14 protein-coding genes, 2 tRNA genes, 3 rRNA genes and 1 pseudogene are annotated in these 19,686 nt (G+C 58.5%); 14 read left to right on the top strand and 6 right to left on the bottom strand.

Annotated elements, in window-relative coordinates:
* Window positions 1-8 precede the first annotated feature (8 nt).
* Entirely contained in the window at window positions 9-572 is a 564-nt protein-coding gene (msuE, locus tag BLU37_RS26515; protein ID WP_090211014.1) for an FMN reductase, read from the bottom strand.
* A 414-nt stretch (window positions 573-986) separates the two neighbouring features.
* Here msuE and BLU37_RS26510 point away from each other — a divergent pair, with 414 nt between their 5' ends.
* From BLU37_RS26510 to BLU37_RS26500, 3 genes are all read left to right on the top strand, one after another.
* Window positions 987-1,256: a hypothetical protein gene (locus tag BLU37_RS26510; RefSeq protein ID WP_010448541.1), complete on the top strand. Its 270-nt coding sequence runs from the start codon at window positions 987-989 to the stop codon at window positions 1,254-1,256.
* 196 nt (window positions 1,257-1,452) lie between these two features.
* Entirely contained in the window at window positions 1,453-2,622 is a 1,170-nt protein-coding gene (locus BLU37_RS26505; protein ID WP_090210311.1) for a cysteine desulfurase family protein, read from the top strand.
* Window positions 2,623-2,680: 58 nt separating this feature from the next.
* Complete coding sequence (locus BLU37_RS26500) at window positions 2,681-4,489, top strand: aminopeptidase P family protein (protein WP_090210309.1); 1,809 nt, start codon at window positions 2,681-2,683, stop codon at window positions 4,487-4,489.
* 62 nt (window positions 4,490-4,551) lie between these two features.
* Here BLU37_RS26500 and BLU37_RS26495 read toward each other — a convergent pair whose 3' ends face one another.
* Together BLU37_RS26495 and rhtA are read right to left on the bottom strand one after the other, a co-directional pair.
* Complete coding sequence (locus tag BLU37_RS26495) at window positions 4,552-4,830, bottom strand: hypothetical protein (protein WP_010448544.1); 279 nt, start codon at window positions 4,828-4,830, stop codon at window positions 4,552-4,554.
* A 168-nt stretch (window positions 4,831-4,998) separates the two neighbouring features.
* Window positions 4,999-5,886, bottom strand: coding sequence for a threonine/homoserine exporter RhtA (rhtA, locus tag BLU37_RS26490; RefSeq protein WP_090210307.1), 888 nt, complete (start codon window positions 5,884-5,886; stop codon window positions 4,999-5,001).
* A gap of 623 nt (window positions 5,887-6,509) precedes the next feature.
* Between rhtA and BLU37_RS26480 the strand changes: the two genes are divergently transcribed.
* The 5 genes from BLU37_RS26480 to rrf all read left to right on the top strand — a co-directional run bounded on the left by BLU37_RS26480 (window position 6,510) and on the right by rrf (window position 11,713).
* Window positions 6,510-8,046: ribosomal RNA gene (locus tag BLU37_RS26480) — 16S ribosomal RNA — on the top strand.
* Window positions 8,047-8,127: 81 nt separating this feature from the next.
* Window positions 8,128-8,204 (top strand) — tRNA-Ile (locus tag BLU37_RS26475).
* Window positions 8,205-8,240: 36 nt separating this feature from the next.
* Window positions 8,241-8,316 (top strand) — tRNA-Ala (locus BLU37_RS26470).
* A 242-nt stretch (window positions 8,317-8,558) separates the two neighbouring features.
* Window positions 8,559-11,449: ribosomal RNA gene (locus BLU37_RS26465) — 23S ribosomal RNA — on the top strand.
* A 148-nt stretch (window positions 11,450-11,597) separates the two neighbouring features.
* Window positions 11,598-11,713, top strand: a 5S ribosomal RNA gene (gene rrf / locus BLU37_RS26460).
* Together the 16S, 23S and 5S rRNA genes with 2 tRNA genes alongside form the textbook arrangement of a ribosomal RNA operon.
* A gap of 326 nt (window positions 11,714-12,039) precedes the next feature.
* On the opposite strand, the gene queD is transcribed toward rrf, so the two are convergent.
* Together queD and BLU37_RS26445 are read right to left on the bottom strand one after the other, a co-directional pair.
* Window positions 12,040-12,396 (bottom strand): 6-carboxytetrahydropterin synthase QueD, encoded by a 357-nt coding sequence (gene queD / locus BLU37_RS26450; protein WP_010444568.1) that lies wholly within the window; start codon window positions 12,394-12,396, stop codon window positions 12,040-12,042.
* A 68-nt stretch (window positions 12,397-12,464) separates the two neighbouring features.
* Window positions 12,465-13,544 (bottom strand): hypothetical protein, encoded by a 1,080-nt coding sequence (locus BLU37_RS26445; protein ID WP_010444571.1) that lies wholly within the window; start codon window positions 13,542-13,544, stop codon window positions 12,465-12,467.
* Between the two features lie 183 nt (window positions 13,545-13,727).
* Here BLU37_RS26445 and BLU37_RS26440 point away from each other — a divergent pair, with 183 nt between their 5' ends.
* The 6 genes and pseudogenes from BLU37_RS26440 (at window position 13,728) to BLU37_RS30090 (ending at window position 18,188) form a co-directional block, all read left to right on the top strand.
* Window positions 13,728-14,036, top strand: coding sequence for a PepSY domain-containing protein (locus BLU37_RS26440; RefSeq protein ID WP_010444573.1), 309 nt, complete (start codon window positions 13,728-13,730; stop codon window positions 14,034-14,036).
* Complete coding sequence (locus tag BLU37_RS26435; protein ID WP_010444575.1) at window positions 14,036-14,344, top strand: PepSY domain-containing protein; 309 nt, start codon at window positions 14,036-14,038, stop codon at window positions 14,342-14,344. The genes BLU37_RS26440 and BLU37_RS26435 overlap by 1 nt, the downstream gene beginning before the upstream one ends.
* Complete coding sequence (locus tag BLU37_RS26430; protein WP_090210305.1) at window positions 14,344-15,012, top strand: response regulator transcription factor; 669 nt, start codon at window positions 14,344-14,346, stop codon at window positions 15,010-15,012. Before BLU37_RS26435 ends, BLU37_RS26430 begins: the two co-directional genes overlap by 1 nt.
* Window positions 15,009-16,325, top strand: coding sequence for an ATP-binding protein (locus tag BLU37_RS26425; protein WP_090210303.1), 1,317 nt, complete (start codon window positions 15,009-15,011; stop codon window positions 16,323-16,325). The genes BLU37_RS26430 and BLU37_RS26425 overlap by 4 nt, the downstream gene beginning before the upstream one ends.
* Before the next feature lie 180 nt (window positions 16,326-16,505).
* Window positions 16,506-17,330, top strand: a pseudogene (locus tag BLU37_RS30095) (cache domain-containing protein); the annotation flags it as partial.
* 36 nt (window positions 17,331-17,366) lie between these two features.
* The gene (locus tag BLU37_RS30090; RefSeq protein ID WP_397428773.1) at window positions 17,367-18,188 is read left to right on the top strand and encodes a methyl-accepting chemotaxis protein; all 822 of its coding nucleotides are present in this window, start codon (window positions 17,367-17,369) and stop codon (window positions 18,186-18,188) included.
* Window positions 18,189-18,250: 62 nt separating this feature from the next.
* Here BLU37_RS30090 and trhP read toward each other — a convergent pair whose 3' ends face one another.
* The gene (gene trhP, locus BLU37_RS26415; RefSeq protein ID WP_090210299.1) at window positions 18,251-19,579 is read right to left on the bottom strand and encodes a prephenate-dependent tRNA uridine(34) hydroxylase TrhP; all 1,329 of its coding nucleotides are present in this window, start codon (window positions 19,577-19,579) and stop codon (window positions 18,251-18,253) included.
* Window positions 19,580-19,686 lie beyond the last annotated feature (107 nt).

Raw genomic sequence — 19,686 nt, 5'->3', positions numbered from 1 at the left:
GCAAGTCCTTAAGCAGTTTTCAGCAACTGTTTGGAATGGGCGCCGAACAACGGGGCGGCGCGTTCTACGGCAAGGCGGATGCGGGCCTTCAAGGGCTCGCTGGTTATCTGGTAGTTGCTGAAGTCGGTTTCGGTGGCGTAGATGCCGATGGGCAGGGTCAGGGCCTGGAAGAAGCTGAACAGCGGTCGCAACTGGTGATCGATAACCAGGGCATGGCGCTCGCTGCCGCCCGTGGCGGCCAGCAGCACCGGGGTGTCGATCAATGCATTGAGGTCCACGAGATCGAACAGGTGCTTGAGCAGGCCCGGATAGGAGCCGCGATAGACCGGCGAGGCGACGATCAGCAGGTCGGCGCTTTCGATGGCCTGTAACTGAGCCTCGACTTCGGCGCTCAGTTCAGCGCGCGACAGTGCCGCGCCGAGGGGGCGGGCGATGTCGGTCAATTCGATCAGCCGGCTTTCGAGGTGCAGGTGTTGCGCCAGTTCGGCCAGCAACGCCTGGGTCAGCACCAGGGTACGGGAGGGGCGGTAGGGGCCCCCGGAGAGGGCAACGACTTTCAGTGTACGGGACATGAGCAGTTCCTTTTCAAACAGTTGCGTGGCGAGCAGGCCGGTGACCGGGATCTGGTCCTGCGGCTTGAGCAAGACCTGTACCAAACGCCCGGGCCCCGTATTCATGGGCTTCTGGCATCCCCCGGCGATGTGCCGGGTGCTGGCTGGCGAGCTGTTTTGTTGATCGACTGTTGGCTGGCGAACAGTTGCCCTGGCAACAGTCGATCAAACGCCTGGAGCAGTTGTACGGGGTTTGTGATATTCCGTAAATGAACGTATTTCCATATTTATAGTTCGTTATGGAATATGTGGTGCTCAGGAGGCGGGCAGAGCAAGTGGTCGATAGCGACTATCGAGAGAGGTGATTTCTGTTGTCTGGGGTTGCCCCGGTAGCCTGTGTTCATCCAATCAAACCAGGCATCCGGGAGTCATTTCATGAAACATGCACCAGCGGTTCTCTTGCTTTTACTGCTTTCGGTTCTGGCCGGTTGTGCCAGCCATCCGGCCCCGGAACTGCGGCCCTATACCGCCGAGGAAACCCGGGAATTGGCCTTGGAAGCGCTGAACCGCCGAGGCTTGTCCTTTGATGAATACCAGCGCAAGAAGGCCGAGCTGATGGGCCAGCCACAGCCGGGCTACGGTTTCGATGAGCAGGGTGAGGTCAGTGCTGACCGTGGCGGTAGTCGGCGCAGCAACCAGGGCTGAGACTCGGGGCCGCCAGCGACTGGCGCTCGCAACACCTCCCCGAGCGTTGTAAGCTGGATTCCAGGAGCGTTCCTACGCACTTTGAATGAAAGTCCCCTTCTTTGATCGTTTTCCATCGGGTACAGCTGTCTGTTCAACTTCCGCTTGAGCGCAGTGAGAGATCGATCCGCGGGACACGCTTTATGAGTCTTTTGCCATGAATCAACAGCCTTTGTATTTTGACTACGCAGCCACGACTCCGGTGGACGAGCGGGTCATCCAGGTCATGGTCGAGTGCCTGGGTTTTTCCGGCAACTTCGGCAACCCGGCCTCCAGCTCCCATGCTTTTGGCCAGCGCGCCCGGCAGACGGTCGAGCAGGCCCGGCAACAGGTGGCGAGCCTGGTGGGCGCAAGCCCCGAGCAGATCGTCTGGACTTCCGGTGCCACCGAATCGAACAACCTGGCTCTTAAAGGTGTGGCCCAGGCCCGTGGCGCTGGCGGCGGACACGTGATCACCAGTCAGATCGAACACAAGGCGGTCCTCGATACTGCCCGCCAACTGGAGGAAAGCGGGGTCGAGGTGACCTGGCTGGTGCCGGATGCCGAAGGCTTGATCACGGCGCAAATGGTCGACGAAGCCTTGCGCGAGGACACTTTCCTGGTGTCGCTGATGCTGGTGAACAACGAATTGGGCACCCTTAATGACATTCGCGCCATCGGCCAGCGGGTGCGTGAGCATGGCGCGCTGTTTCATGTGGATGCGGCCCAGGGCGCCGGCAAAGTCGCCATCGACCTGGAAGAGTGGCCGGTGGACCTGATGTCGTTCTCGGCGCACAAGCTGTATGGGCCCAAGGGGATCGGTGCGCTGTATGTTGGGCCGCGTGCCCGGCAGCGGCTGAACGCGCAGATTCACGGCGGTGGTCATGAAGGTGGGCTGCGTTCGGGCACGCTGGCGACCCACCAGATCGCCGGCATGGGCAGCGCCTTTGCCTTGGCGACCGAGGCGTTCGAGAAAGAAGAGGCGCAGATTCGTGCCTTGCGTCAGCGTCTGCTGGACCAGTTGGCGGATATCCCGGGCCTGCGCCTCAATGGTAGTGCTGAGCAACGCATTCCCCACACCCTGAGCCTGACCTTCGCCGAAGGCCGGTTCAATGGTGCGCAACTCAGCCAGGCGCTGGCCTATTCGGCCACTTCGGCGTGCAATTCGGCGAGCAATGCGCCGTCCCATGTGCTGCTGGCGCTGGGGCACGATGCCGGTTCCGCCGCCCGGACCATCCGCTTGAGCCTGGGGCGTTTCACCACCGAACAGGACATCGATCGGGCGGCTGCAGCGATCAAGGCCTGTGCCAGTGCGCCGACACCGTTCTGGGCGGTTGCTCCGTCTTGATGGCTGATCCATCATCAGTGCCCAATAGCAATTAAACCCGTGAGTAGCAGGAGACATGATGAGCACGCAGACCTCGAGTCAGGGAACCGTACCCCAGCGCCTGGCGCGTACCCGCGAGCTGATGAAGCGCGAGGGTGTCCACGCCTTGCTGGTGCCATCGGCCGACCCGCACCTGTCGGAATACCTGCCGGCGTACTGGCAGGGGCGGCAGTGGTTGTCGGGCTTTTATGGTTCGGTCGGTACCCTGATCGTCACGGCGGAGTTTGCCGGGGTCTGGGCGGATAGCCGTTATTGGGAACAGGCGACCAAGGAACTGAACGGCAGCGGCATCGAACTGGTCAAGTTGCAGCCAGGGCAGCCCGGGCCACTGGAGTGGTTGGCTGAGCAGACGCCGGCGGGTGGTGTGGTGGCGGTGGACGGCGCGGTGATGGCGCTGGCCTCGGCACGCACTCTGGGGGAGAAGTTGCAAGCCCGTGGTGCTCGTCTGCGTACCGATGTCGATCTGCTGCAGCAGGTCTGGGAAGATCGCCCGGTGTTGCCGAACCAGCCGGTGTACGAGCACCTGCCGCCGCAGGCAACTGTCAGCCGTGCTGAGAAACTGGCGCAACTGCGTGAAGAACTGAAGAATCGTGGCGCCGACTGGCATTTCATCGCGACCCTGGACGACATCGCCTGGCTGTTCAACCTGCGTGGCGCCGATGTGTCGTTCAACCCGGTGTTCGTCTCCTTCGCCCTGGTCAACCAGCAGCAGGCGACGTTGTTCGTTGCGCTGGACAAGGTCAGTGCCGAGTTGGCGCAGATCCTCAAGGATGACGGCGTGATCCTGCGTGACTACGCCGAGATTGCCGCAGCGCTGGCAGCCGTGCCGGGCGGTTCGAGCCTGCTGGTCGATCCTGCCCGTGTTACCTGTGGCCTGCTGGACAACCTGCACGCTGACGTCAGGCTGGTGGAAGGGCTGAATCCGACCACTCTGGCCAAGTCGCGCAAGAGCCTGGACGACGCAGTGCATATTCGTCAGGCCATGGAGCAGGATGGCGCGGCCTTGTGCGAATTCTTCGTCTGGCTGGAAACGGCGCTGGGGCGCGAGCGCATCACCGAGTTGACCATTGATGAGAAGCTGACCGCCGCACGGGCCCGTCGTCCCGACTATGTCTCCCTGAGCTTCAACACCATCGCTGCGTTCAATGCCAATGGCGCGATGCCGCACTATCACGCCACCGAGCAGGAACACGCGGTGATCGAAGGCGATGGTCTGTTGCTGATCGACTCTGGCGGTCAGTACCTGGGCGGCACCACTGATATCACCCGAATGGTCCCGGTGGGTACGCCGAGCACCGAGCAGAAGGCTGACTGTACGCGAGTGCTCAAGGGCGTGATTGCCTTGTCCCGGGCGCGTTTCCCCCGTGGCATTCTTTCGCCGTTGCTCGATGCCATCGCGCGGGCACCGATCTGGGCCGATAACGTCAACTATGGCCATGGCACCGGCCATGGCGTGGGTTACTTCCTCAACGTTCACGAAGGCCCGCAGGTGATCGCCTACCAGGCAGTGGCGGCGCCGCAGACGGCGATGCAGCCAGGTATGATCACCTCGATCGAGCCGGGTACCTATCGTCCGGGGCGTTGGGGCGTACGTATCGAGAACCTGGCAATGAACCGCGAGGCGGGCGAGAGCGAGTTTGGCGAGTTCCTGCGTTTCGAAACCCTGACCCTGTGTCCGATCGACACCCGTTGCCTGGAGCCGGCATTGCTGACGCAGGAAGAGCGCGACTGGTTGAACGGCTACCATGTCGAGGTGCGTGAGCGGTTGAGCCCGTGGGTGAGTGGTGCGGCGTTGGAGTGGTTGAACACCCGTACTGCCGCGATCTGAGCCTGAATGGATGGCGTCGTAGGCGGATTCCGCTTACGACGCCGCTCCCTGGTGGTCAGGGTTTACTTGCAGATGATGATCATGCTGCGGCTGGTATAGCCGGCAGGATTCAGACCAAAGGGATAATCACCCGGGTCTTCGACGGCATCGCCGGACTTGGCGAGGATCTTGTAGCCCTTCTCGCCGCAGGAGTTTGCAGCCTTGGCGTAGCATTTTTCCCAGGAAGACGTCAGGCCCGAGCAGTTGACATGCAGGCCCCGCTTGCCGTGCTTCAAGGGTTTGGAGGTCGCGGCGCAACCGGCGACGGCGAGTACTGCCAAGACAATCAAAAAGCGCTTCATTCCTGTCCTTATCTCCAGCCCTCGGATCAAGTTGCCCGAGTTTGGCGTCTTTCGTGCCTGCCTGTTCTTCCCTGAGCGCCCCATCCAAATTTATCAAGGCTGACATTGATTTAGCTGTAAACATCTCTTATTTGTACGACAAATGCCAGAGTAACGTCACGTGTTGTATCAATCTGACGCAATTGCCGGCTTGGGCTCGCTGCGCAGTGTCAGTGTGGCGCCTACGGAAGCACTGATGATACAGGCGATTGCCAACCACTGTGCCAGCGATAGGTATTCGCCCAGGAACAGCAGGCCGGAGAGTGCACCAAAGGCCGGTTCGATGCTCATCAGCGTGCCGAAGGTCCGCGCGGGGATGCGGGTCAAGGCGACCATCTCCAGGCTGTAGGGCAGGGCGGTGGAGAGGACGGCCACGCCGAGTGCCATCGGAATCAGTGCCGGATTCAGCAGGGCTGCCCCGGCGTGGGCAATGCCGACTGGCGCGATAACCACGGCGGCGATCATGACGCCCAGCGCAGCGGTCTGGACACCGTTGTCGGCACCGGCCTTCTGCCCGAAGAGAATATAGAGGGCCCAACAGGCTCCTGCGCCCAGAGCGTAAAGGCTGCCGACCAGGTCGATATTGACGCTGGTACTTGAGGTGGGGATCAAGAGCAGCAGGCCGGTGATTGCCAGGCCGATCCACAGGAAGTCCACGGCTCTGCGCGAGGCATATATCGCCACGGCCAGGGGACCGGTGAATTCCAGGGCGACCGCAACGCCCAACGGCACGCTCCTGAGGGCCATATAGAAGAGCAGGTTCATGCCGCCCAGGGCGATCCCATAGATCGCCACCGTACGCAGTGACTTGGCTGTGAGTGTTGCCCGCCAGGGACGCAGGACCAGCAGCATCATCACACTGGCAAAGATCAGGCGCAGGGTGGTGGTGCCCTGGGCGCCGACCATTGGGAACATGGTCTTGGCCAGGGAGGCGCCGGATTGAATCGAGGCCATTGCGATAATCAGCAGGGCGACGGGAAAGAGCGTCGTGGCCAGGCTGCGGGGTTGCTGGGTCATGGGGCGGGGTGTCCGGCACAGGTATATAGAAGAGGGATGCCGGAGTATGATGCTAAACAATCGGGGGATGAGCAATATATTGCTCAAAGAGCAACTTCTGCTTTATCAGGGGGCTTCGGGGCTTTATGACAGAAATCTGAAAATAACGGTTGACGCTCGCTGTCAGGGGCCTATAATTCGCCCCACTTCCGGCGCAGCCAGAACGGAAAACTCCTTGAGATTCAATGAGTTATCTAGTTTCAGGCGGTGCAGCTTCAGATCATCGAAGCACGGAACAAGCTGTAAAAGAGGTGTTGACAGCAGCGTGTAACGCTGTAGAATTCGCCTCCCGCTGACGAGAGATCGGAAGCGCAAGTGGTTGAAGTTGAAGAGGAAATTCTGAAACTTCTGAAAATAATCACTTGACAGCAAATGAGGCTGCTGTAGAATGCGCGCCTCGGTTGAGCGAACAGCTCACCCACCGCTCTTTAACAACTGAATCAAGCAATTCGTGTGGGTGCTTGTGGTGTCAGACTGAATAGTCACTAGATTATCAGCAACGCAAGTTACTCCGCGAGAAATCAAAGATGTAACCAACGATTGCTGAGCCAAGTTTAGGGTTTTCTCAAAACCCAAGCAGTATTGAACTGAAGAGTTTGATCATGGCTCAGATTGAACGCTGGCGGCAGGCCTAACACATGCAAGTCGAGCGGATGAGAAGAGCTTGCTCTTCGATTCAGCGGCGGACGGGTGAGTAATGCCTAGGAATCTGCCTGGTAGTGGGGGACAACGTTTCGAAAGGAACGCTAATACCGCATACGTCCTACGGGAGAAAGCAGGGGACCTTCGGGCCTTGCGCTATCAGATGAGCCTAGGTCGGATTAGCTAGTTGGTGAGGTAATGGCTCACCAAGGCGACGATCCGTAACTGGTCTGAGAGGATGATCAGTCACACTGGAACTGAGACACGGTCCAGACTCCTACGGGAGGCAGCAGTGGGGAATATTGGACAATGGGCGAAAGCCTGATCCAGCCATGCCGCGTGTGTGAAGAAGGTCTTCGGATTGTAAAGCACTTTAAGTTGGGAGGAAGGGCATTAACCTAATACGTTAGTGTTTTGACGTTACCGACAGAATAAGCACCGGCTAACTCTGTGCCAGCAGCCGCGGTAATACAGAGGGTGCAAGCGTTAATCGGAATTACTGGGCGTAAAGCGCGCGTAGGTGGTTCGTTAAGTTGGATGTGAAATCCCCGGGCTCAACCTGGGAACTGCATCCAAAACTGGCGAGCTAGAGTAGGGTAGAGGGTGGTGGAATTTCCTGTGTAGCGGTGAAATGCGTAGATATAGGAAGGAACACCAGTGGCGAAGGCGACCACCTGGACTCATACTGACACTGAGGTGCGAAAGCGTGGGGAGCAAACAGGATTAGATACCCTGGTAGTCCACGCCGTAAACGATGTCAACTAGCCGTTGGGAACCTTGAGTTCTTAGTGGCGCAGCTAACGCATTAAGTTGACCGCCTGGGGAGTACGGCCGCAAGGTTAAAACTCAAATGAATTGACGGGGGCCCGCACAAGCGGTGGAGCATGTGGTTTAATTCGAAGCAACGCGAAGAACCTTACCAGGCCTTGACATGCAGAGAACTTTCCAGAGATGGATTGGTGCCTTCGGGAACTCTGACACAGGTGCTGCATGGCTGTCGTCAGCTCGTGTCGTGAGATGTTGGGTTAAGTCCCGTAACGAGCGCAACCCTTGTCCTTAGTTACCAGCACGTCATGGTGGGCACTCTAAGGAGACTGCCGGTGACAAACCGGAGGAAGGTGGGGATGACGTCAAGTCATCATGGCCCTTACGGCCTGGGCTACACACGTGCTACAATGGTCGGTACAGAGGGTTGCCAAGCCGCGAGGTGGAGCTAATCCCACAAAACCGATCGTAGTCCGGATCGCAGTCTGCAACTCGACTGCGTGAAGTCGGAATCGCTAGTAATCGCGAATCAGAATGTCGCGGTGAATACGTTCCCGGGCCTTGTACACACCGCCCGTCACACCATGGGAGTGGGTTGCACCAGAAGTAGCTAGTCTAACCTTCGGGAGGACGGTTACCACGGTGTGATTCATGACTGGGGTGAAGTCGTAACAAGGTAGCCGTAGGGGAACCTGCGGCTGGATCACCTCCTTAATCGACGACATCAGCTGCACCATAAGTTCCCACACGAATTGCTTGATTCATTGAAGAAGACGATAGAAGCAGCCCGATATTGGGTCTGTAGCTCAGTTGGTTAGAGCGCACCCCTGATAAGGGTGAGGTCGGCAGTTCGAATCTGCCCAGACCCACCAGTTTAGGTGGGAAGTTGTAGGAACCTGTAGCGATACGGGGCCATAGCTCAGCTGGGAGAGCGCCTGCCTTGCACGCAGGAGGTCAACGGTTCGATCCCGTTTGGCTCCACCATTTACTGCGGTTAACTGTTTCTGCGTTAAAGCTTAGAAATGAGCATTCCATCGTTGTGATGGTGAATGTTGATTTCTAGTCTTTGATTAGATCGTTCTTTAAAAATTTGGGTATGTGATAGAAAGATAGACTGAACGTTACTTTCACTGGTAACGGATCAGGCTAAGGTAAAATTTGTGAGTAATTGCAAATTTTCGGCGAATGTCGTCTTCATAGTATAACCAGATTGCTTGGGGTTATATGGTCAAGTGAAGAAGCGCATACGGTGGATGCCTTGGCAGTCAGAGGCGATGAAAGACGTGGTAGCCTGCGAAAAGCTTCGGGGAGTCGGCAAACAGACTTTGATCCGGAGATGTCTGAATGGGGGAACCCAGCCATCATAAGATGGTTATCTTGTACTGAATACATAGGTGCAAGAGGCGAACCAGGGGAACTGAAACATCTAAGTACCCTGAGGAAAAGAAATCAACCGAGATTCCCTTAGTAGTGGCGAGCGAACGGGGACCAGCCCTTAAGTGGCTTTGAGATTAGCGGAACGCTCTGGAAAGTGCGGCCATAGTGGGTGATAGCCCTGTACGCGAAAGTCTCTTAGTCATGAAATCGAGTAGGACGGGGCACGAGAAACCTTGTCTGAATATGGGGGGACCATCCTCCAAGGCTAAATACTACTGACTGACCGATAGTGAACTAGTACCGTGAGGGAAAGGCGAAAAGAACCCCGGAGAGGGGAGTGAAATAGATCCTGAAACCGTATGCGTACAAGCAGTGGGAGCAGACTTTGTTCTGTGACTGCGTACCTTTTGTATAATGGGTCAGCGACTTATATTCAGTGGCGAGCTTAACCGAATAGGGGAGGCGTAGCGAAAGCGAGTCTTAATAGGGCGTTTAGTCGCTGGGTATAGACCCGAAACCGGGCGATCTATCCATGGGCAGGTTGAAGGTTAGGTAACACTGACTGGAGGACCGAACCGACTACCGTTGAAAAGTTAGCGGATGACCTGTGGATCGGAGTGAAAGGCTAATCAAGCTCGGAGATAGCTGGTTCTCCTCGAAAGCTATTTAGGTAGCGCCTCATGTATCACTGTAGGGGGTAGAGCACTGTTTCGGCTAGGGGGTCATCCCGACTTACCAAACCGATGCAAACTCCGAATACCTACAAGTGCCGAGCATGGGAGACACACGGCGGGTGCTAACGTCCGTCGTGAAAAGGGAAACAACCCAGACCGTCAGCTAAGGTCCCAAAGTCATGGTTAAGTGGGAAACGATGTGGGAAGGCTTAGACAGCTAGGAGGTTGGCTTAGAAGCAGCCACCCTTTAAAGAAAGCGTAATAGCTCACTAGTCGAGTCGGCCTGCGCGGAAGATGTAACGGGGCTCAAACCATGCACCGAAGCTACGGGTATCACGTAAGTGATGCGGTAGAGGAGCGTTCTGTAAGCCTGTGAAGGTGAGTTGAGAAGCTTGCTGGAGGTATCAGAAGTGCGAATGCTGACATGAGTAACGACAATGGGTGTGAAAAACACCCACGCCGAAAGACCAAGGTTTCCTGCGCAACGTTAATCGACGCAGGGTTAGTCGGTCCCTAAGGCGAGGCTGAAAAGCGTAGTCGATGGAAAACAGGTTAATATTCCTGTACTTCTGGTTATTGCGATGGAGGGACGGAGAAGGCTAGGCCAGCTTGGCGTTGGTTGTCCAAGTTTAAGGTGGTAGGCTGAGATCTTAGGTAAATCCGGGATCTTAAGGCCGAGAGCTGATGACGAGTGTCCTTTAGGACGCGAAGTGGTTGATGCCATGCTTCCAAGAAAAGCTTCTAAGCTTCAGATAATCAGGAACCGTACCCCAAACCGACACAGGTGGTTAGGTAGAGAATACCAAGGCGCTTGAGAGAACTCGGGTGAAGGAACTAGGCAAAATGGCACCGTAACTTCGGGAGAAGGTGCGCCGGTGAGGGTGAAGGACTTGCTCCGTAAGCCCATGCCGGTCGAAGATACCAGGCCGCTGCGACTGTTTATTAAAAACACAGCACTCTGCAAACACGAAAGTGGACGTATAGGGTGTGACGCCTGCCCGGTGCCGGAAGGTTAATTGATGGGGTTAGCTAACGCGAAGCTCTTGATCGAAGCCCCGGTAAACGGCGGCCGTAACTATAACGGTCCTAAGGTAGCGAAATTCCTTGTCGGGTAAGTTCCGACCTGCACGAATGGCGTAACGATGGCGGCGCTGTCTCCACCCGAGACTCAGTGAAATTGAAATCGCTGTGAAGATGCAGTGTATCCGCGGCTAGACGGAAAGACCCCGTGAACCTTTACTATAGCTTTGCACTGGACTTTGAATTTGCTTGTGTAGGATAGGTGGGAGGCTTTGAAGCGTGGACGCCAGTCTGCGTGGAGCCATCCTTGAAATACCACCCTGGCAACTTTGAGGTTCTAACTCAGGTCCGTTATCCGGATCGAGGACAGTGTATGGTGGGTAGTTTGACTGGGGCGGTCTCCTCCTAAAGAGTAACGGAGGAGTACGAAGGTGCGCTCAGACCGGTCGGAAATCGGTCGTAGAGTATAAAGGCAAAAGCGCGCTTGACTGCGAGACAGACACGTCGAGCAGGTACGAAAGTAGGTCTTAGTGATCCGGTGGTTCTGTATGGAAGGGCCATCGCTCAACGGATAAAAGGTACTCCGGGGATAACAGGCTGATACCGCCCAAGAGTTCATATCGACGGCGGTGTTTGGCACCTCGATGTCGGCTCATCACATCCTGGGGCTGAAGCCGGTCCCAAGGGTATGGCTGTTCGCCATTTAAAGTGGTACGCGAGCTGGGTTTAGAACGTCGTGAGACAGTTCGGTCCCTATCTGCCGTGGACGTTTGAGATTTGAGAGGGGCTGCTCCTAGTACGAGAGGACCGGAGTGGACGAACCTCTGGTGTTCCGGTTGTCACGCCAGTGGCATTGCCGGGTAGCTATGTTCGGAATAGATAACCGCTGAAAGCATCTAAGCGGGAAACTAGCCTCAAGATGAGATCTCACTGGAACCTTGAGTTCCCTGAAGGGCCGTCGAAGACTACGACGTTGATAGGTGGGGTGTGTAAGCGCTGTGAGGCGTTGAGCTAACCCATACTAATTGCCCGTGAGGCTTGACCATATAACACCCAAGCAATTTGAGTCGAAAGGCCAGATTGCGGTGTATGAAGACGAAGTGAACCGAAAGTTTGCGACTCACCACACCGAAAACTGTCACATACCCAATTTGCTGAAGCGCGGCCACAGGCCTCGGTTCGGTACCAGAATTTCTTGACGACCATAGAGCATTGGAACCACCTGATCCCATCCCGAACTCAGCAGTGAAACGATGCATCGCCGATGGTAGTGTGGGGTTTCCCCATGTGAGAGTAGGTCATCGTCAAGATTAAATTCCGAAACCCCAATTGCGAAAGCAGTTGGGGTTTTGTTTTTTCGGCGTTGAAAAGTCCGGTGTAGGGCTTGGCTGGATTCAGCAAATGATCAGCCGCGAAGGTGCAGACTTGCACATTGGCTTCAACCTGCACAGCATCCTGACGCAGGTTGGGTTAAGTGTTGAGTCCGTACGGGCAGAAGCCTCGTGCAAACACCCAGTGCGCCTTATGGTCTTGCTAACATCGTGAAGGCCTGTTTACCGCGAATCATCGCGCTCGGAGTCGCGACAGCCGTTTACAAAAAAACCACCTCTGCAGGTGGTTTTTTTATGTCCGGGATTCACTCCCCGCGATAGATGCACCCGCTGGTGCAGGTCTCATGAATCCGGATTGCCGAAAGCTCCGGCAGCAGTGGCTTCAATTCCTCCCAGATCCACTTCGCCAGATTCTCGCTGGTGGGGTTTTCCAGTCCGGGAATGTCGTTCAGATAGTTGTGGTCCAGGCGCTCGTACAGCGGTTTGAAGATCGCCTTGATCTCGGAGAAGTCCCGAATCCAGCCGGTATGCTGGTCAATCTCGCCGCTCAGGTGGATCGCCACCTTGAACGAGTGACCGTGCAGGCGACCACACTTGTGCCCATCAGGCACGTGGGGCAGGCGATGGGCGGATTCGAAGGTAAATTCTTTAAAGATTTCCACGGTATTGTTCAGCTCTGAAGGATGCATGCAGCTCGACAGTTTAACAGCTCCGCCGCGGGATAACCGGCTCAAAGCGCCAGCAGGCGCTCGCCCAGTCGACCGTTATCGGCCAGTTCGAGGAATTCGTCACCCAGTCGTCGGCTCTCGGCCATTGCCTTGCGCCAGTAGGCCTGGCGACCCTTGTCGTCACCCATGTAGCGCTTGAAGTCATTGCGGTCTGGCAGTTTGCCGTGAGGCAGTCGGGCCAGGTATTCCCGCGAAGGCGCAAGCAGCAGCACATCCTGCAGCCGATCAGGGTTGCCACGTCGCCAGGGCAAGGTCTTGTCGAACCAGCCGGGAATGACCCTGTCGGTAAAATGCGGATACAACACCACATCGTCACCGTCATAGGGCAAGTCCAGGTGATAGTCGAGCAGCCCGCCGTCACGATAGGTACCGTTCCCGACGCCGATGATGTCACGGACACCTTCCATGACCATCGGAATCGAGCCGGATGCCAGCAGGCCCTGGCGCAGGTTGTCCGCCGCCAGCGGCAGCAGGCGTGAGGGAAAGTCCTTCAGGGGGAGCAGAGGCGGGGAGAGGCGTGGGTCATGGAGAATCACCCGCTCGAAATGACGGGCCAGACGCGCGCGTCCCAGCAGATTGTCGGCGATGACCGACGACAGCCCCAGTCCCAGGCGGCCACGATGATCGTCCGCCAGCAGGCCGTGACTTTTGACGATGACCACATTCAAGCGATAGTGCTCGTTGCTCAATATCGAGGCATCCCGACCCTCGAGCAGGTCATGCAGCATGCGTTCGCAACTGCGGCTGACCTCGGCCATGGTCACGCCCTTGGCAAAACTCTGTTCGTTGTAGAGTTGTCCCAGGCGCTCGATCCCTTGTGCGGCATCCGGCAGGCAGGCACTGGCAAACCGCCAGGCACCAATCGACGCGCCGATCAGTGAGCGTTCCCGTGGGCTGGCTGGCAGCCATTGACCAAACAGCGCCAGGTCCAGCCCCTGGATGCCCAAGGCCTTCGGTCCGCCTGCGGCACCGGGCAGGGTACCGACATCGGCGGCTTTCAGCCCACCTTCGCGGATGCGTCGATAGCTTCGCTTGCCGGCCTTGAGCGTGAGTGCGGGAAATTTGATATGGATCGCAGTCATACAGCTCTCGTTTTCTGGATAGCCGGATTATAGGGAAGGTTGTCGCGAGCCGCTGCGGCTATCCGGACAATCCACACACCGCATCTGCACGTGGACAGACAATGGCCGGGGAAATTCAGCTTCATTTAAGTTGAAGTGGCTACCTTGGAGCAGGTAACTGGCCAATTGCCACGGAATCCTCTGATGAAAGCCCTGGGCATTGCTTTGGTCTTTTTTACGCTCTGGACGGCGACCTCCGAGGTATCGGGTCGTGATATTGCCGCTGATGAGGCGGCGAAACTGCAAGCGGCAGGTACAATCCTGTCTCTTGATCGATTGGCCACGATCGCCCTGGCCAGGCATCCCGGCGCGTCGCCTGACGAGACCGGGCTGGAGCGGCGATACGGTCACTATATTTATCGAATAGAACTGCGCGATGCTCAGGGAATTGAGTGGGAAATCGAATTGGACGCCAGTAGCGGTCAGGTTCTCAAGGACCATCAGGACAGGTAATGATCTTCAATTTACGCGCCTGCAGTCTGTTGATGCTGGCAACCCTGTGTTTCCAGGCATCGGCCAGGGACCTGGATCAGGACGAGGCCCTGCGCCTGCGTCAGCAGGGGATAATTCTGCCTCTGGAAACCCTGCTGCAACGGGCCATGGGACATTATCCCGGGGCGAAGTTGCTGGAGGCCGAGTTGGAAACCAAGCACGGCCATTATCTCTATGAAGTCGAGTTGCTGACCCAGGCCGGGGTGGTCCGGGAACTCAAGCTCGATGCCAGCAATGGTGATCTGCTCAAAGACGAGGAGGACGACTGATGCGCCTGTTGTTGGTGGAAGACAACGTGCCCCTGGCGGATGAGCTGCAAGCGGGCCTGGTGCGCCAGGGGTACGCCGTCGATTGGCTGGCTGATGGGCGCGATGCGGCCTACCAGGGAGCTGTCGAGCCGTATGATCTGGTCATTCTCGATCTCGGCCTTCCGGGCTTGCCGGGGCTTGAGGTCCTGCGGCAATGGCGGGCGGGTGGATTGGCGATCCCGGTGCTGATCCTCACGGCGCGCGACTCCTGGGCCGAACGTATCGAAGGTCTCAAGGCCGGCGCCGACGACTACCTGACCAAACCGTTTCATCCTGAAGAACTGCAACTGCGGGTTCAGTCGCTGCTGCGTCGTGCCCACGGCCAGCCGAACCAGCAAACCCTGAACGCCGCGGGCCTGCATCTGGATGAGGGCCGTCAATGCGTCATTCGCGATGGCGCGGAGATTCAACTGACGGCGGCCGAATTTCGTCTATTGCGCTATTTCATGCTGCACCCGGAGCAGATCCTTTCCAAGAGCCACCTGGCCGAACACCTCTATAACGGCGAGACCGAACGGGATTCGAACGTGCTGGAAGTGCACGTCAATCACCTGCGCCGCAAGCTGGGACGCACGGTGATCGAGACCCGTCGCGGCCAGGGTTATCTGTTTGGCGGAGCCAGCGGGTGAGGTCGATCCAGCGCCGCCTGAGCCTGGGGCTGGTCAGCGTGCTGCTGATCGTCGGCCTGATCGTTGCGCAAACCAGTCTCTGGTTGTTCGAGTTGGGCCTGCAACGTTATCTGGAAGACGGTCTGCACGCCGACAGCGAGAACCTGCTGGTGGCCCTGGTGCGGGGCCCCGACGGCCTGCAACTGGATGAGCGGCGTTTGTCCGCCGCCTATCAGCGACCGTTCTCCGGGCACTATTTCCGTATCGATTTCGCCGACCATCACTGGCGCTCCCGTTCGCTCTGGGACCAGCAACTGCCGGTGCCGGAACAGCCGGGCCTGCACGCCAACCTGCAATTGGGTCCGGAGGGGCAGATGCTGTTGGTGCTGCGCTCGGATTACCGGCGCCTGGGACAGTCGATCAGCATCAGCGTGGCCCAGGACTACACGCCGGTACGGGAAAGTTTCCAACTGATGCAGCGCATCGGCCTGGGGATCGGCCTGGCGGCGCTGATCGTGATACTGCTGTTGCAACGGGTGACGGTGCGTCGTGCCCTGCGGCCGCTGGAAAACGCCCGTAAACAGATCGCGCAATTGCAGCAGGGCAAGCGCTCTCAACTGGAGACCCAGGTGCCGCAGGAGCTGGAACCGCTGGTGGCGCAGATCAACCACTTGCTGGCCCATACCGAAGACAGTCTCAAGCGCTCGCGCAACGCTTTGGGCAACCTGGGCCACGCACTGAAAACTCCGCTGGCGGTGCTGTTGAGCCTGGCATCCGATGCGCGGCTGGATGACCATCCGCAACTGCGCAAGGTCTTGCGCGAACAACTGGAGCAGATCGAACAGCGCCTGAGTCGCGAATTGAACCGGGCGCGCCTCGCCGGTGATGCGCTACCCGGTGTTCTGTTCGACTGCGATACGGAATTGCCAAGCCTGCTCGCGACCCTGGGGATGATTCATGGCGATCACCTGTCGCTGAGCCACACGGCACCGCCAGGCCTGCAATTGCCCTGGGATCGCGAGGACCTGCTCGAGCTGTTGGGCAACCTGCTGGACAACGCCTGCAAGTGGGCGGATGCCGAGATTCGTCTGGAGATCGTCGAAACGGCGGGCGGTTATCGCTTGAGTATCGAAGATGATGGTCCGGGCATTCCCGAACAGCGCCGGGACGACGTATTCAGCCGTGGTGCGCGTCTCGATGAGCAGACCACCGGGCATGGTCTCGGCCTGGGCATCGTGCGCGATATCGTCGAGGCCTGGGGTGCACAGATGCGCTTGCTGAGCAGCCCGTTGGGCGGGCTGCTGGTGATGATCGATCTACCACGCAGAAGCTGAAACCGCGCACGTCATGGCTCAGCTCCGAAACGTCGACAATACGTCAGGAGCGGTCGATAGACCGTCGGGAAAAACAGCCTGCTTACCCTTCCGTAAGCCGGTACGACAGTCTCTTCCGTTCAACTTTTCAGGTGCCGGGCCGTTAACCGTTCAACAGCCCAATAATAAGAGAGCACCGCCATGCGCCTGAGCCTCAAGGCCAAAGTTCTGTCCCTCGCCGTCCTGCCGGTCCTGTTGTTCGCGGTAGTGATCAGCGTGACCACCGTACTGATTCTGCAGAACCAGGCGCGTACCGAGGTCGAGGAAACCCGCCTGCGCTTGATCAGCAACGCACGGGCCACCCTGCAGAGTTATGTCGCCGTGGCGATGACCGCGATCAAGCCGCTCTACGATGCTGCTGCGCCGGGTGATCAGGCGTCCCGGGACCAGGCCATCAAGTTGCTGTCGAGCATCAAGTACAGCAAGGACGGTTACTTCTTCGGCTACGACTCGCAGGTCATCCGGTTGTTCAAGAGCGACAGTCCCGAGGGCCTGGGCAAGAGCTTCAAGGACACCCGTGACCCCAATGGCGTATATGTGAACCGTGGTCTGGTGGAGGTGGCAAAGAACGGCACTCACTACCTGGAGTACAGTTCGCCGCTGCCGGGCAACGAATCGGTACTGGTCCCCAAGTTGGGTTACACCGAATACCTGGCCAAGTGGGATATGGCCGTCGGCTCCTCCGTCAACCTCGATGGTATCGAAGCCCAGGTCGAGGTGGTTCGGGTCAAGGTCAACGAGCGAATGGAAGGCGTGGTGCTGAGCATTGTCGGTATCGCCGTGCTGGTGCTGCTGGTGATTGCGGTGATCGGGATGGTCGTGGCCAATACCATCCTGCGGCCGTTGCTGCTGATGAAAGCCAATCTGGACGATATCGCTGCCGGGGAAGGTGATCTCACCCATCGTCTGACCATCACCAGCCAGGACGAGCTGGGGCAGTTGGCCGGTTCGTTCAACCGTTTTGTCGAGAAGATCCACGGCCTGGTGCGGCAGATCACCGAGATGACAGGTCAGTTGACCGGGTTGGTCAGCCAGGTTTCAGATCAGGCGAACCGTTCGGAAGAGGCCATGGAGCGCCAGCGTCACGAAACCGACCAGGTTGCCACGGCCATCAACCAGATGTCCTCGGCGGCCCAGGAGGTGGCGCGTAGCGCTCAGGGCGCGGCGATTGCCGCCCAGCAGACCGACGCCGAAGGCCAGGCCGCCAAGCGCGTGGTCGATGGCAGCATCCAGCAGATTCATGCACTGGTGAAGGATATCCGCAGCAGTGGCGTGTCGCTGGACAGCCTGCAGCAGGACGTGACCTCGATCGTCAGTGTGCTCGGCGTGATCCGCTCTATCGCCGAGCAGACCAACCTGCTGGCCCTCAACGCGGCCATTGAGGCGGCCCGCGCCGGTGAGGCCGGGCGTGGCTTCGCGGTGGTGGCTGACGAAGTGCGGGCTTTGGCCAGCCGGACTCAGCAGAGTACCCAGGAGATCCAGGGCATGATCGATCGTCTGCAGTCGGGAACGCAGTTGGCGGTGGAGGCGATGCGGCGTTCCAGCGAGGCCGGTGACGGCACCTCGGACAAGGCCAACGAGGCGGGTGCATCGCTGGATACCATTGCGCAACTGATTGGCACCATCAACGCGATGAACGCGCAGATCGCCAGCGCCGCCGAGGAACAGACGGCGGTGGCCGAGGAAATCAACCGTAGCGTGCACCAGATCGCGGTGGCGGTGGACAACGTCGCGGATCAGACTCAGCAGGGCGCACAGACTTCCCGCAGCCTGGCGGACCTGGGCCAGCGCCTGGGCAAATTGGTGGGGCAGTTCCGGATCTGAGGCGGATGCTGTGATCGCTCTTCGCGGATTCATCCGCGAAGAGGCCCTTCAGCCCTGAAGATTTACGGATGGACCGGGATATCGCGCATCAACAGGCCGAACTCCAGCTCGACCTGGTCGGGAATCGGCAGGTACACCGTATGCCCATCCCCCGGCGCGACCTCGATCGCTTCGCCATTGCCGTTGCGCAATTCGCCCAGGTCGAAATGAAAGTTGCCCTTGGGCGTCATCAGTTCCAGGTGATCACCCAGCTCGAAGCGGTTCTTCACCTTGACCTCTGCCAGCCGTTGGCGGCGCACGCCGGTCAGTTCGCCGACAAACTGCTGGCGTTCGGACACCGAACTGCCGTTCTGGTAGTTCTGGTATTCGTCATGCACGTGCCGGCGCAGGAAGCCTTCGGTGTAACCACGTTGGGCCAGTGATTCGAGGTTGGTCATCAGGCTGCGGTCGAACTCGCGACCGGCCACCGCATCGTCGATGGCCTGGCGATAGACCTGGGTGGTCCGCGCGCAGTAGAAGTGCGATTTGGTCCGGCCTTCGATCTTCAGCGAGTGCACGCCCATGCGCGCCAGGCGCTCAACGTGTTGCACCGCACGCAGGTCCTTGGCGTTCATGATGTAGGTGCCATGCTCGTCCTCGAAGGCCGGCATCGACTCTTCAGGGCGATTGGCCTCTTGCAGCAGGAACACCTGGTCGGTTGGTGCCCCCAGGCCGAGGGTCGGCTCGGGCTCGAAGGCCTTGACGATCTCGCCGGTAAGATTTTCCTCGGCCGGCTGTGCGCTGTATTTCCAGCGGCAGGCGTTGGTGCAGGTGCCCTGGTTGGCGTCGCGCCGGTTCATGTAGCCAGACAACAGGCAACGCCCGGAGTAGGCCATGCACAGGGCCCCGTGGACGAACACCTCGAGTTCCATGTCCGGCACCTGCTGGCGGATTTCCTCGATTTCCTCCAGGGACAGCTCCCGGGACAGGATGATCCGCGTCAGGCCCATCTGCTGCCAGAACTGTACGCTGGCCCAGTTCACCGTGTTGGCTTGCACCGAGAGGTGGATCGGCATCTGCGGGAAGTGCTGGCGCACCAGCATGATCAACCCCGGGTCGGACATGATCAGCGCGTCCGGTGCCATGTCGATCACCGGTGCCAGGTCCTTGAGGAAGGTCTTGAGCTTGGCATTGTGCGGGGCAATGTTCACCACCACGTAGAAGCGCTTGCCCTGGGCCTGGGCTTCACGAATGCCGAGCGCCAGGTTGGCGTGGTCGAACTCGTTGTTGCGCACCCGCAGGCTGTAGCGCGGCTGGCCGGCATAGACGGCGTCGGCGCCATAGGCGAAGGCATAACGCATGTTCTTGAGGGTGCCAGCCGGAGCCAGCAATTCGGGGGCGGGGAAGGACATGGGCGGACCGTCGGCAAAAAGTCGTGAGATTAAGGCCTTCGGTGCCGGGTTTTATTGATCTGGGTCCAGACTTTGTGAACGAATCGATGCGTTCGCCTGACTAACGC

Source organism: Pseudomonas asplenii (genome assembly GCF_900105475.1).
Lineage (GTDB): Bacteria > Pseudomonadota > Gammaproteobacteria > Pseudomonadales > Pseudomonadaceae > Aquipseudomonas > Aquipseudomonas asplenii.
Note: the sequence above shows the minus strand (reverse complement) of the source record. Positions and strands in the feature narration are given on the sequence as shown.